The sequence below is a fragment of the Bacteroides sp. 2201st1_D9_2201SCRN_220225 genome, from assembly GCF_040928965.1.
GTDB classification, from domain to species: domain Bacteria; phylum Bacteroidota; class Bacteroidia; order Bacteroidales; family Bacteroidaceae; genus Bacteroides; species Bacteroides stercoris.
Genome location: NZ_JBCODG010000001.1, coordinates 48,560 through 61,854 on the forward strand (window position 1 = coordinate 48,560; position 13,295 = coordinate 61,854).

General features: G+C 48.8%; 11 protein-coding genes. 4 read left to right on the plus strand and 7 right to left on the minus strand.

The window, feature by feature from the left end:
* Positions 1–408: 408 nt before the first annotated feature.
* Positions 409–2,922, minus strand: coding sequence for a YfhO family protein (locus AB5903_RS00190; protein ID WP_368117582.1), 2,514 nt, complete (start codon positions 2,920–2,922; stop codon positions 409–411).
* 202 nt (positions 2,923–3,124) lie between these two features.
* Here AB5903_RS00190 and AB5903_RS00195 point away from each other — a divergent pair, with 202 nt between their 5' ends.
* On the plus strand, positions 3,125–3,829 hold the full coding sequence (locus AB5903_RS00195; RefSeq protein WP_005655531.1) for a 5'-methylthioadenosine/adenosylhomocysteine nucleosidase: 705 nt from the start codon (positions 3,125–3,127) through the stop codon (positions 3,827–3,829).
* 24 nt (positions 3,830–3,853) lie between these two features.
* Complete coding sequence (locus AB5903_RS00200) at positions 3,854–4,342, plus strand: S-ribosylhomocysteine lyase (RefSeq protein WP_368117583.1); 489 nt, start codon at positions 3,854–3,856, stop codon at positions 4,340–4,342.
* A gap of 129 nt (positions 4,343–4,471) precedes the next feature.
* Here AB5903_RS00200 and AB5903_RS00205 read toward each other — a convergent pair whose 3' ends face one another.
* From AB5903_RS00205 to AB5903_RS00215, 3 genes are all read right to left on the minus strand, one after another.
* On the minus strand, positions 4,472–6,118 hold the full coding sequence (locus AB5903_RS00205; RefSeq protein WP_005655528.1) for an AMP-binding protein: 1,647 nt from the start codon (positions 6,116–6,118) through the stop codon (positions 4,472–4,474).
* Positions 6,119–6,328: 210 nt separating this feature from the next.
* Positions 6,329–6,904 (minus strand): helix-turn-helix domain-containing protein, encoded by a 576-nt coding sequence (locus AB5903_RS00210; RefSeq protein ID WP_005655526.1) that lies wholly within the window; start codon positions 6,902–6,904, stop codon positions 6,329–6,331.
* Positions 6,905–7,132: 228 nt separating this feature from the next.
* Positions 7,133–7,621, minus strand: a complete 489-nt coding sequence (locus AB5903_RS00215; RefSeq protein WP_005655524.1) for a DUF4251 domain-containing protein — start codon at positions 7,619–7,621, stop codon at positions 7,133–7,135.
* A gap of 96 nt (positions 7,622–7,717) precedes the next feature.
* On the opposite strand from AB5903_RS00215, the gene AB5903_RS00220 reads away from it, so the two are divergent.
* The gene (locus AB5903_RS00220) at positions 7,718–8,245 is read left to right on the plus strand and encodes a GNAT family N-acetyltransferase (protein WP_005655522.1); all 528 of its coding nucleotides are present in this window, start codon (positions 7,718–7,720) and stop codon (positions 8,243–8,245) included.
* Between the two features lie 102 nt (positions 8,246–8,347).
* On the opposite strand, the gene rpsO is transcribed toward AB5903_RS00220, so the two are convergent.
* Entirely contained in the window at positions 8,348–8,617 is a 270-nt protein-coding gene (rpsO, locus tag AB5903_RS00225) for a 30S ribosomal protein S15 (RefSeq protein WP_005655520.1), read from the minus strand.
* Positions 8,618–8,773: 156 nt separating this feature from the next.
* On the opposite strand from rpsO, the gene typA reads away from it, so the two are divergent.
* Positions 8,774–10,573, plus strand: a complete 1,800-nt coding sequence (gene typA / locus AB5903_RS00230; protein WP_005655518.1) for a translational GTPase TypA — start codon at positions 8,774–8,776, stop codon at positions 10,571–10,573.
* A gap of 105 nt (positions 10,574–10,678) precedes the next feature.
* Here typA and AB5903_RS00235 read toward each other — a convergent pair whose 3' ends face one another.
* On the minus strand, positions 10,679–11,326 hold the full coding sequence (locus AB5903_RS00235; RefSeq protein ID WP_117899587.1) for a nitroreductase: 648 nt from the start codon (positions 11,324–11,326) through the stop codon (positions 10,679–10,681).
* Positions 11,327–11,420: 94 nt separating this feature from the next.
* The gene (gene pckA, locus AB5903_RS00240) at positions 11,421–13,028 is read right to left on the minus strand and encodes a phosphoenolpyruvate carboxykinase (ATP) (protein WP_005655514.1); all 1,608 of its coding nucleotides are present in this window, start codon (positions 13,026–13,028) and stop codon (positions 11,421–11,423) included.
* Positions 13,029–13,295 lie beyond the last annotated feature (267 nt).

The window sequence follows — 13,295 nt, forward strand, 5'->3', positions numbered from 1 at the left end:
TTTTGATTTGAAAAGCAAAGTTACTGAAATATATCGTTCTGCCGGTGATTTATACTATTTTTTTCATTCTTTTCCTTGTAGGAGAATCTGATTTATGACGTTGCAGGATTGTATTTTCATCCGTAGGGCATTCGTTTCGGCCACTGGGAACATCAGGTGTTGACTACTGTCAACAGAGCTGTTTACTGCTGTCAACGGATCGGCCGGCTATTGTCAACCGGGCTGTTGACAGTAGTCAACATCCGATGTTCTTCCTGAGAAAAAAGAATTCTCTCTATAGCAATACCTGATTTTCCTCTGTATGTCTTTGTTATAAGGCTGTGAGGAAAAGCGTACTGCTATAGAGAGAAAGACGTATTACTCTGTTATATTGAATGTGGATGAATCCGGTTGCCCCGTAGATTCTACCTATTCTTGCGCTTTTTTGCGTGCAATCAGCGCAACGGCTACAACTCCGATAATCAGCAGCGCCAATGCTCCGTAGGCGATGCCTTCCGTTACATGCAGGCTTTTGGGGTCGAAGCGCATCTCGACGGTATGCTTGCCGGCAGGGATATACAAGGCGCGCAGTACATAATCCGCACGTCCCAGTCCGGCAGGTTTCCCGTCAATGGTTACTTGCCAGCCGTTCGGGTAGTATATCTCGGAGAATACGGCGATGCCGTCTCCTGCGTTTTCCGTTTCGTAAACCAGGCGGTTGGGTTCGTAACTTGTCAGGCGAATGGAGGAAAGGCTGTCTTTATGAGCCTCTGAAATCCCTTTCAGCACATCCTTGAAACGGACATCGACAACAGCGGTTTCGGTGGGAAGGATGGTTTTGAGCGCATCAATCTCCTCATTGGCATTGTTTACGTATTGCACGTTCTCCACAAACCAGGCGTTGCCGTTGGCATAAGGGTTGAGGACGGGAACGGTCTGTCCCTGCTGTCCGGCGGGGAGGATGAAGTACTTCGTGTTCAGCATGTTCAGTACGCGGAACTTGGAGGCGTCCACACTGTCCATTTCTCCGCCTGCGGCGGCTATCGCTTGATAGGCAGCCTGCATTTCGGGAGAGATGTGGCGTTCTATCAGTTCCTGGTAGCGACGCAGTTTGGCGGCATGGTATCCGCCTATGTTCTTATGCCAGTAGGAAGTGTTGTTCTCGTTGAAGGCATCGGTTGCAAAGTTCAGTACGCGGTAGTCCGGGCTTTTGTCCTGCAGGATGAGTTCGTCGGTCTTGGTTTTGCTGAACGTTTCCGTTTGGATGGAACGGGGCACGAACTGCTCGTCGTGCAGGTAGCGTTTGTTTACACTCCACATATCTACAAGGCAGAGAACCGTGATGCCTGCAACGGTCAGTGACCGGCGCAGCTTGCCTGCCGAGTGGAGCCAAAGCAGCGCGCATCCGATGCAGATGATGATGAAGCTCCGCAATGCGTCGGCGCTGACAAGCGCACCCCGCATTTCTGAGAGATTGGCGAGGATGCCGGACAGCTCGTTGGCGGGTATCATCTGCTGGTCGACGGCATTTTGCAGCATCTGCGCTTCTTGTGCGGGCACGAAGCCGGAGCCGAGGCTACCCGGCGCTACGGTAAGCAGCAGGGCTACACCGGCGGTCAGCGCAAGGCTGATGCCGAACGCTTTCTTGTTCGCTTTCCATATTCCGGGTTCTTCCAACACGCGCTTCAAGGCAAAGATTGCCAGCAGGGGAATGGTGAATTCCGCTATGACGAGGATGGATGATACGGCGCGGAACTTATTGTACATCGGGACGTAATCGATGAAGAAGTCCGTCAGCGGCATGAAGTTCTTACCCCATGCCAGGACGATGGAGAAGAAGGTTGCTCCCAGCAACGCCCATTTCAGCGGTCCTTTTACGATGAAGCAGCCCAGCACGAAGAGGAACAGGACGAATGCACCCACATAGACGGGGCCGGCGGTCCAGGGCTGGCTGCCGAAGTACTGCGGGAATGAGTTGTACAGACTCCCGTACATCGGGTTGGCCTTTTCCATGGCGGTTTCGCTCTGGCTGAGGGGGGCGGAGGAGGAACCGCCTTTGAAGTTGGGAACGAGGAGCGTCCAGGTTTCGCCGATGCCATAGCTCCAGTTGGTGATGTAGTCGCGGTCCAGTCCGCTGCTGGTTTGCTTGGCGGCATCACCGGTCTGTACCAGCTCGCTTTTGCCGCGCATGGTTTCCTTGCTGTACGTATAGGTGTGGTAGAGGTTGGAAAGGTTGGCGGCCACACCGATAAGGGCGGCAACCAGCAGTACGGCGCTTGCCTTGAAGAACCGGGGAAGCGTCTTGTTGCGCCACGCATCTTCAAAGTATGCTCCTGCGATGAACAGGATGACGAACAGGAAGTAGTAGGACATCTGCACATGGTTGGACATGATTTGTAGGGCGATGAAGAAGGCTGTGAGTATGCCGCCTGCCAGCAGCTTGCCCCGGTAGGCGAGCACGATGCCCGCTATTGTGGGCGGGATGTAGGCAAGGGTGATGAATTTCCAGATGTGTCCCGCCGAAATCAGAATGAAGAAGTAGGACGAGAAGGCCCACATGATGCCGCCCAAGCCTGCCAGCCATGCCGGTATGCCGAATGCCCGCAGCAGGATGTAGAAGCCCAGCATCAGGATAAACGTCAGGTTGACGTAGGTGGGCAGGAAGAGCTGGTATATTTTCTGTGTCCATTGCAGCGGTACGGTAGAGTCGTAGGACGGGGATATCTGGTAGGTAGGCATTCCGCCGAAAAGGGAATTGGTCCAGCGGGTGCGTTCGCCTGTCTGTTCGTAATACTCTTTGGCTTCTTGTCCGGCGCCGGCTCCGGCGGCGGTGTCGTGCTGGAACAGAATACGTCCTTCTATATCCGCCGGAAAAAAGTAGGCGAAAGAAATCAGGACGAATGCCAGGATGGCAATTAAGTCGGGAAGAATCTTCTTTATCATCTTTGCTGGGTTATGGTTTATGTGGGGGAGCCGAAAGGGTGAGGAGTCGACTCCCTTGACTCCTAATCTGAATTTCAGCGGCAAACTTATACATAAATATTGATTTATGCACCAGTTGGATAGATAAATCTGCTGAAATATCGTACCTTTGCCTTCCCTAAATCATATAATTCATAAATCTGAAATTTGGAAATCGGTAAGCATGACGATAGGTGTTATCAGTGCAATGGATAGCGAACACCGCCAACTGGCGGAACGTTTGCAGGAGAAGAAGGTAGCGGATTACGGGAATCTGCACTATGTGGAAGGTATGCTTGGCAGCAACCGCGTGATACTTACGCAATGCGGCATCGGTAAGGTGAATGCGGCGGTGGGAGCTACGGAGCTGATACGCCGTTTTGCCCCGGACTGCATTGTGAGTACCGGTGTGGCGGGCGGCATCGACGCTTGTCTCAAGGTGACGGATGTAGTGGCGAGCGACTCTTTGGCGTACCACGATGTATGGTGCGGTGACGGTAACGAGTACGGTCAGGTGCAGGGATTGCCTGCAGTGTACAAGGGGTGCGCCCCGCTTTTGGAACATGCTTTGTCTCTGAACAAGACCGGATTGGAAAGCCGTATTCATAGCGGACTGATATGTACCGGCGACCGGTTTATCACCAACCGCACAGAGCTGGATGCCATCAAACGCCGCTTCCCGGCTGGACTGGCTGTCGATATGGAGTCCGCTGCCATTGCGCAGACCTGCTATCTGTACGGCATTCCTTTCCTCAGCTTCCGTATCATCAGCGATACGCCGGGCGTGGAAGACCACTCTTCGCAATATGCCGATTTTTGGGGTACGATGGCGGAACGTTCTTTCCTTACGACATGGACTTTCCTTTCCACCCTGCCCGACAACTTATAACTCATAACTCACAACTTATAACTTATGAAGAAAATACCCAGCTTTACCATCGATCACATCCGTTTGCTGCGCGGTATTTACGTATCGCGCAAGGATGAAGTGAACGGAGAAGTCATCACGACTTTTGATATCCGTATGAAAGAGCCCAACCGTGAACCGGCATTGGGACAAGGCGCCCTGCACACTATCGAGCATCTGGCTGCCACCTACCTGCGCAATGAACCGCAATGGCAGGACAAGATTATCTATTGGGGCCCCATGGGCTGCCTTACCGGCAATTATCTGCTGATGAAAGGCGATTTGCAGCCGCAGGACATCGTATCGCTGATGCAGGATACGTTCCGCTTTGTTGCCGGATATGAGGGCGAAGTTCCCGGTGTTGCTCCGCAGGATTGCGGCAATTACCTGCTCCACGACCTGCCCATGGCAAAATGGGAGTCTGCCAAGTATTTGCATGAAGTGCTGGAACAGATGACGGAAGAGAATATGAACTACCCCGAGAAAGCGGAGTGAGTGGTTGAATGAATGTTGAAAAATACATTTATGTTAAGAGTATCTGTCATTCAGAGCTTCTTTGCGATGCTCTGAATGACAGATAGTATAAGCTAATTCCCCATATTTACTTGGTTTACTCCTAACTGCTTAAATAATTTCTATTCCTTGCTCCTTGCAAAGTTGCAGCCCTATGTCTTTCAGCTTGAATTTCTGTATCTTGCCGCTTCCTGTCATGGGGAACTCTTTTACAAAGAAAATATATTTGGGAATCTTGTAACGGGAAATCTTGCCGATACAGAAGTCGCGTACATCCGATTCGTGCAGGTCTGCCCCTTCGTGCCGGATAATGAATGCGCCGACCGCTTCGCCGTACTTCTTGGAAGGGATGCCGGCTACCTGCACATCCTTGACGCCTTCCAGTTGATAGAGAAACTCTTCGATTTCGCGCGGATAGATATTTTCGCCGCCGCGGATAATCATGTCTTTGATACGTCCGGTGATGCGGTAGTTGCCGTCCTCGTCTTTTACGCCCAAGTCTCCGGAGTGCAGAAAACCGTTCTTGTCGATGACCTCGGCTGTGGCCTGCGGATTCTTATAATATCCTTTCATGGTGTTGTAACCGCGGTTGCACATTTCACCCTGCACGCCTACCGGGCACTCTTCGCCGGTTTCCGGGTCGATGACTTTCACTTCGGTATGCTCAAAGTCGCGTCCTACGGTGTTGCAACGTACATCGAACGAGTCGTCTATTCGCGTGGCGGTCATGCCGGGAGCGGCTTCCGTTAGGCCGTAAACGCTGGTTACTTTCATGTACATCTTTTCCTCTACCTGCTTCATCAGCTCGACGGGGCAGAGAGAGCCGGCCATGATACCCGTGCGCAGGCTGGACATATCGAACAGGTCGAACATCGGATGGTGCAGCTCGGCTATGAACATCGTGGGTACGCCGTAGAGTGCGGTGCATCGTTCTTTGTGGATGGATGCAAGCACCACCAACGGGTTGAAGCGTTCCACCATGACTTGTGTACAGCCGTGGGTAAGGCAGTTCATCGTGGCAAGCACCACGCCGAAGCAGTGGAACAGGGGGACGCAACAGCAGAGTTTGTCAGCGGCAGTGAATTTCATATGCTCGCCGGTAAGGAAACCGTTGTTGGTGATGTTGTAGTGGGTAAGCATTACCCCTTTCGGGAATCCGGTAGTGCCCGAAGTGTACTGCATGTTTACTACGTCGTGGCAACTTACCCGGCTTTTGAGCTCATTCAGACGGGTGTCTTCCACGTTGTCGCCTAAAAGCAGAATTTCGGAAGTGTTGTACATTCCTCTGTGCTTTTCCTGCCCTACGTAGATTACATTCTTCATATAAGGGAAGCGCTCGCTTTTCAGATGTCCGCGCTGGCAGGTTTTCAGTTCAGGCAGCATGGTGTAGGTCATCTGCACGAAGTCGCTGTCTTTCTCGCCGTTGACGATACAGAGCGTGTGCATATCCGAATTCTCGCACAGGTACTCCAGTTCGGCTTGTTTATAGTTGGTGTTTACCGTTACATAAACGGCGCCTATTTTGGCGCAGGCATACAGCAATGTCAGCCAGTCCGGTACGTTTGCCGCCCAGATGCCGACGTGTGTTCCCCGTTCCACGCCGATAGCGATAAGTCCTTTTGCCATGTCGTCCACTCTGCGGTTGAACTGGCTCCAGGTGAAGCGCAGATTACGGTCGGAGTAAACAATGTATTCTTTGTCAGGTGTAGTTGTGGCCCAATGCTCCAGCCATTGGCCAAGCGTTCTTTCGTATAACATAACGATGCTAATTAACGTATAAAGTATGAAATATAAGAGGGTATGTCAAAACTAAAATTCGCTTGCCGTTTGTTTCTTTTTAGGCACGGATTACACGGATTTCACGGAAAAAGAACAAAGAAAATCTGTGTTTCCGTAGAATCCGTGTAATCCGTGCCTAAAAGAAATCATCAAGTGTATTTTGACACACTCCCTTATACCTTATACTTATCAGATTGGTGTATAAATTACTGCCAGTATTTTGGCTGCCTGTCCTTCATAGGCGTGTACATGGTGCGGTACGATGGAATCGTAGTAGATGCTGTCCCCTTCTTCGAGCAGGTAGGTGTGCTTGCCGTAGCTGATTTCCATGGTTCCTTCCATAACCATGATGAATTCTTCGCCTTCGTGTGAGGAAAGAACGAAATCGCTGTCGTCCGTGGGAGCTACGTCAATGATGAACGGCTCCATGTGGCGGTCTGCTTTTGATTTGGAAAGAGAGTGGTACTCCATGTGTTTGCGCGAGTGGATAGCGTTGTTGGAGAAGCTGATGCTGTCCTTTGCTTCCGACTTGCGGCATACCACAGGACCGTTCTCGTCCTGGTCGTCAAGGAATGTGCCGAGACGCACGCCCAGTACGCGGGCTATTTTGATGAGCGGAGCCAATGAAGGCAGGTCGATATTGTTTTCGATGCGTTCGATTTGTTCGATGGCGAGCCCCGAACGTTGCGCCAACTCTTCCATGCTGATGGACTGGCTTTCGCGGAGTGATTTGATTTTTTCTCCTACAATCTTACTTGTATCCATAATTTGATAGTATTTTCAGTCTAAAAGGTTATGATTAATAGCTGTAAATTGCAAAAATAAGATATTCTTTTACTTGGTGCAACATTCTATGACGAAAAGTTTGCTTATGGTCTTTGCAGGTGTACAGGAGATTTTGTCTGTATGCCATCGCTATTCCGGCTTTCTCAGAGCAAGAGTGATATTCGCAGACGTATGGCTTATGATTGCATGAAGCCTGATAGAGGTTCCTTACTCTTTTATATCCAACTCTCCGGAGTATGAAATGGCCTGTCTGTTCATCGGCTGGATATGTATGTTGGCCGAACCGTCGGAATAGATAGTAAGGCTGTATTCATATTTATCTTCTTCGTTGCCGGTTTTGAAATCAATCCGGGTTTTTCCTTTTTTGAGGCTTTCTTTCCTGTATCCGGTTATCGGGGCATTAAATATCAATCCCTTCCCGCCGCCGTAAGGTACATTGTATGCCACTCCGAAGTAGGGCAGGTAAGAAAAGACGGAGTCATTCCTGATTTCGATGGAGTAGTCGGATGTCAGGGCGCGGCTGCGACCTTTCATGGGTTGCATATAGTCTACGTTGATTTTGTAGTGATCGGCATTTATCGCTTCCCTGACGTTACGTTCGGTCTGTGCTTTCTTTTCACTCCGGCTTTGTGCTGTTGCGGACTGCATGGCAAGCATTCCCGACAAACATAATAGAATTAATTTAGCTGTTTTCATCGTTGTTTGGTTTTAGGTATCAACAAAGATAAAGATAATGTTTTTGAGAAGTAAAACGGATTCAGTATTTTTGTATGAGAATAAAGATTATTAAGTATGGTATATATTGAAACTCCCCGTTTGATATTGCGCGATTGGAAAGAAGAAGACTTCGTTCCTTTCGCAGAGATGAACGGGAATCCGTCTGTCATGGAGTTCTTTCTGCATCCTTTGTCCGGGGAAGAGTCGCGCAATCTTTTTGATACTGTCAGGAATGAGTTTCTTCAGTACGGATATGGCGGATATGCCATCGAGCAGAAGTCCGATGGAGCCTTTGTGGGGTTTACGGGCTTTCATAACTTTATGTTTGATGTGGACTTTGCTCCGGGTATTGAGATACTGTGGCGATTGAAGCAGGAATATTGGGGTCGGGGGTATGCTACCGAAGCAGCGAAGTCATGTCTGGCTTATGCTAAGGAGAATCTTCCGTTTTCTATGGTCCGGGCTTTTACTTCGCTGACCAATAAACGTTCGCAACGGGTGATGCAGAAGATAGGGATGGAATTTGAAAAGAATTTTATGCACCCTGCAGTGCCCGACGGGCATCTGCTGAAAGAGCACGTACTCTATAAGGTACAATTGTAATAGGCTTTTAAAACCCCTGTACAGGGAAGACTGTGATAAAAGTAAAACGGCGGTATTCTCATTGGAAAATACCGCCGCTTTAATAAGTTTACCGCAAGTAAATTACTTACGCAAGCCGAGTTCCTGAACAATGGCACGATATCTGTTGATGTCGCGGTCTTTCAGGTAGTTCAACAGCGCGCGGCGCTTACCTACCAACATTGTCAAGGCTCTTTCTGTACTATAATCCTTTCTGTTGAGCTTCATATGCTCAGTCAGATGAGCAATACGGTATGAAAACAAAGCTATCTGGGCCTCTGCTGAGCCAGTATCAGTGTTAGACTTCCCGTATTTGCCGAAGATTTCTTGCTTTTTAGCAGCGTCTAAATACATAGTTTTTAATTAAAAAGTTGATAATTCTTTTCTCTTTCGAGCGTGCAAAGATAGATATTATCTTTTATATTGCAATGATATTCAGCAAAAAAATCTTTTCTCTGTGATGTATATACTGTAAAATTCGTACCTTTGCGGTCAAATAATAGGTATTATATGCAAAATATTAGAAACATTGCAATTATTGCCCATGTCGATCATGGGAAAACGACGCTTGTAGATAAGATGCTTCTGGCAGGAAACCTTTTCCGCAGCAACCAGAGCACAGGTGAATTAATGTTGGATAACAATGATTTGGAGCGTGAGCGAGGGATAACAATCCTTTCCAAAAACGTTTCTATCAGCTATAAAGACACGAAAATTAATATTATCGATACTCCGGGACACAGCGACTTCGGTGGCGAAGTGGAACGTGTATTGAATATGGCCGACGGATGTATCCTGTTGGTGGATGCTTTTGAAGGCCCGATGCCGCAGACCCGTTTTGTATTGCAGAAAGCTTTGCAGATCGGTTTGAAACCTATTGTTGTAGTCAACAAGGTGGACAAGCCCAACTGTCGCCCCGAAGAAGTCTATGAAATGGTGTTCGACCTGATGTTCAGTCTGGAAGCTACGGAAGAGCAGTTGGACTTCCCCGTTATCTACGGTTCGGCAAAGAACAACTGGATGAGCACGGACTGGCAGAAGCCGACGGACAATATCTATCCGCTGCTGGACTGCATTCTGGAGAACATTCCCGCTCCTACACAGTTGGAAGGTACGCCGCAGATGCTGGTGACCTCATTGGACTACTCCTCTTATACCGGCCGTATCGCCGTAGGCCGTGTACATCGCGGTACTTTGCGGGAAGGCATGAACGTGTCTTTGGCAAAGCGCGATGGTACAATCGTCAAGTCGAAGATTAAAGAACTGCATACGTTTGAAGGTATGGGCCGTGTGAAGGTATCGGAGGTATCTTCCGGTGATATCTGCGCCTTAGTGGGTATCGAAGGGTTTGAAATCGGAGATACGATTTGCGACTACGAGAACCCCGAAGCATTGCCGCCCATCGCCATTGACGAGCCTACCATGAGTATGCTGTTTACTATCAACGACTCTCCGTTCTTCGGCAAAGAAGGTAAGTTTGTAACTTCCCGCCATATACATGACCGTCTGATGAAGGAGCTGGACAAGAACCTTGCGCTTCGCGTACGCAAGAGCGAGGAAGACGGAAAATGGGTGGTGTCCGGTCGTGGCGTGCTTCACCTTTCCGTGTTGATTGAGACGATGCGCCGCGAGGGATATGAGTTGCAGGTAGGCCAGCCGCAGGTTATCTTCAAGGAGATAGACGGCGTGAAGAACGAGCCTATCGAGGAGCTCACGGTCAACGTTCCCGAAGAGTATGCCAGCAAGATTATCGATATGGTAACCCGCCGTAAAGGTGAAATGGTGAAAATGGAAAGCGCCGGCGAGCGTGTGAACCTTGAGTTCAATATGCCGTCGCGCGGTATTATCGGTTTGCGTACCAATGTGCTGACTGCCTCTGCCGGTGAAGCTATCATGGCGCACCGCTTTAAGGAATACCAACCCTATAAGGGTGAAATCGAACGCCGTACCAACGGTTCCATCATTGCCATGGAGTCGGGTACAGCCTTTGCCTATGCCATCGATAAATTGCAGGATCGCGGTAAGTTCTTCATCTTCCCGCAGGAAGAAGTGTATGCCGGACAGGTTGTAGGTGAGCACTCTCACGATAACGACCTTGTGGTGAACGTTACCAAATCAAAGAAGCTGACCAACATGCGTGCTTCCGGTTCCGACGAGAAAGCGCGTCTGATTCCGCCGGTGCAGTTCTCTCTGGAAGAAGCGTTGGAATATATCAAGGGAGACGAATATGTAGAGGTTACTCCCAAGTCCATGCGTATGCGTAAGGTTATCTTGGATGAGACAGAGCGCAAGCGTGCCAATAAGAACTGATTTTACTTTTTAGTTGTTATATATAAGAAGGAGTGCTTCGCTGTAAAGGTGGAGCACTCCTTCTTTTATTGCAATGGGGGGATTCTGAAGTTTTTATTTTATCGGTCAGTCTACGTATTTCACTTTGGCGGCATCTCTCGGCTTGGCGGCAGGCGTTTCATCCGGATATCCGAAAGCAATGCAGTAAAGCAGCCGGTATCCTTCGGGAAGTTCCAGTCTTTTGAGGTATTCGGCAGCTTCGGGCGTATCGGTCATAAAGCGTGTGGGGCTTGCCAGACAGCAGGAGCCTATGCCCATAGACCAGGCGGCAAGTACCATATTCTCACCCAGCAGTCCGCAGTCTATCTGCGAGCAGTCGTACGAAGTATCATTTCCGATGAACACTACCGTGGGCGCATTGCGGAACATATTCTTGAAATTGGGGTCTTCCGCTGCTTTCGGGTTCTTCTGCTTGAAGATTTCACTTACCCCGTTCAGGAATTCCGGGTTGTCTACTACGCGTACCGCCCAGGACTGTTTGTTCTGACCGTTGGGGGCGTTGATGCCGCACTCCAAGATTACCTTCATCGTGTCCCGGTTCACAGCTTCCGGTTTGTACTTGCGGACGCTGCGGCGCGATAGGATTGTCTCGATTATCGCTTCCGAATTGCTTTTCTCCGTAACTGTGGCTTCACTCTCTTTCTGTACCTGCGGCCCGCAAGCGGACAGCATCAATAGGCTTGCGCCTAACAGCATAACCTTTACACTCTTCATTCTCTGTTGTCTATTAAATTGTTTCTTCGCAAATCTAACAAAAAAAGCGGCTTCCGAGAACGAAAGCCGCCTTAAAATATATAATCTGGTTCTATTAGAGTTTCGGACCAGCAGCAACCAAAGCCTTACCGGCTTCGTTACCTGTGAACTTAGCGAAGTTCTTGATGAAACGTCCTGCCAGGTCTTTTGCTTTTTCTTCCCATTGGCAAGCACATTCATAAGTGTCGCGAGGATCAAGAATCTTCGGATCAACACCCGGCAATTCTGTCGGAACAACAAAGTCGAAGTAAGGAATAACCTTTGTCGGAGCCTTGTCGATAGAACCGTCGAGGATAGCGTCGATGATACCACGTGTATCTTTGATAGAGATACGCTTGCCGCTACCGTTCCAGCCGGTGTTAACCAAGTATGCCTTAGCGCCGACCTTGTTCATCTTCTTAACCAGTTCTTCTGCATATTTAGTAGGATGCAAGCTCAGGAAAGCAGCACCGAAGCAAGCAGAGAATGTCGGAGTCGGTTCAGTGATACCGCGTTCTGTACCGGCCAGCTTAGCGGTGAAACCGGACAGGAAGTAGTACTGAGCCTGTTCGGGGTTCAGGATAGATACCGGAGGCAATACACCGAAAGCATCAGCCGACAGGAAGATTACCTGATGAGCGTGAGGACCTTTAGATACCGGCTTAACGATGTTGTTGATGTGATAGATAGGATAAGAAACACGCGTGTTTTCAGTTGTGCTCTTATCGGCGAAGTCAATCTTGCCGTCAGCGTCAACAGTTACGTTCTCCAGCAGAGCGTCACGTTTGATGGCGTTGTAGATATCGGGTTCGCTTTCTTTGTCGAGGTTGATAACCTTAGCGTAGCAACCGCCTTCGTAGTTGAATACACCTTCGTCATCCCATCCGTGTTCGTCGTCACCGATCAGCAGACGTTTCGGGTCGGTAGACAAAGTAGTCTTACCTGTACCTGACAGACCGAAGAAGATAGCAGAGTCCGTACCTTCCATGTTGGTGTTGGCAGAACAGTGCATGGAAGCGATACCGCGAAGCGGGTTCTTGTAGTTCATGATAGAGAACATACCCTTCTTCATTTCACCGCCGTACCAAGTGTTCAGGATAACCTGTTCGTTGGTCTTCAAGTTGAATACAGTAGCTGTTTCAGAGTTCAGACCCAGTTCCTTGTAGTTGTCAACTTTTGCTTTGGAAGCGTTGAATGATACGAAATCAGGTTCGCCGTAGTTAGCAAGTTCCTCAGCAGTCGGGCGGATGAACATGTTAGTTACGAAGTGAGCCTGCCAAGCTACTTCCATGATGAAACGTACTTTCATGCGGGTAGCTTCGTTAGCACCGCAGAAAGTATCGACAACGAACAGACGCTTGCCGCTCAGCTGGTTTACAGCTTTAGCTTTCAGGTCGGCCCATGCTTCTTCAGAGCAGGGTTTGTTGTCGTTTTTGTATTCTTCTGAAGTCCACCATACAGAATCCTTGCTGGCTTCGTTCATTACAAAGAATTTATCTTTAGGAGAACGTCCGGTATAGATACCAGTCATTACGTTCACAGCACCAAGTTCAGTTACTTGACCTTTTTCGAAGCCTTCCAGACCCGGTTTGGTCTCTTCAGCGAACAATACATCATAAGACGGGTTGTGGATGATTTCCTTCACGTCTTTGATACCGTACTTGCTTAAATCTAAATTTGCCATTTCTTTTTAAGATTTTAAAATTGGTATTTGGTTTATAATCTCTCTTCGCATTCGTATGCTTCATTGCAAGGGGGCGAGTTTGTGGAAAACCGCGTTGTTCAGTAAGGCCCTTGTTTTTGCGACTACAAAAGTAATACTTTATTTTTAAAGAAACATCCTATTAGAGAAATTTTTCTGTAATAGGAAATCTTTTATAGAACCGTAACAATATCTGCAAACTGAATGTTGCAAATTGAGTGGAATTCGTTTACTTTGCACTTCTGTTCT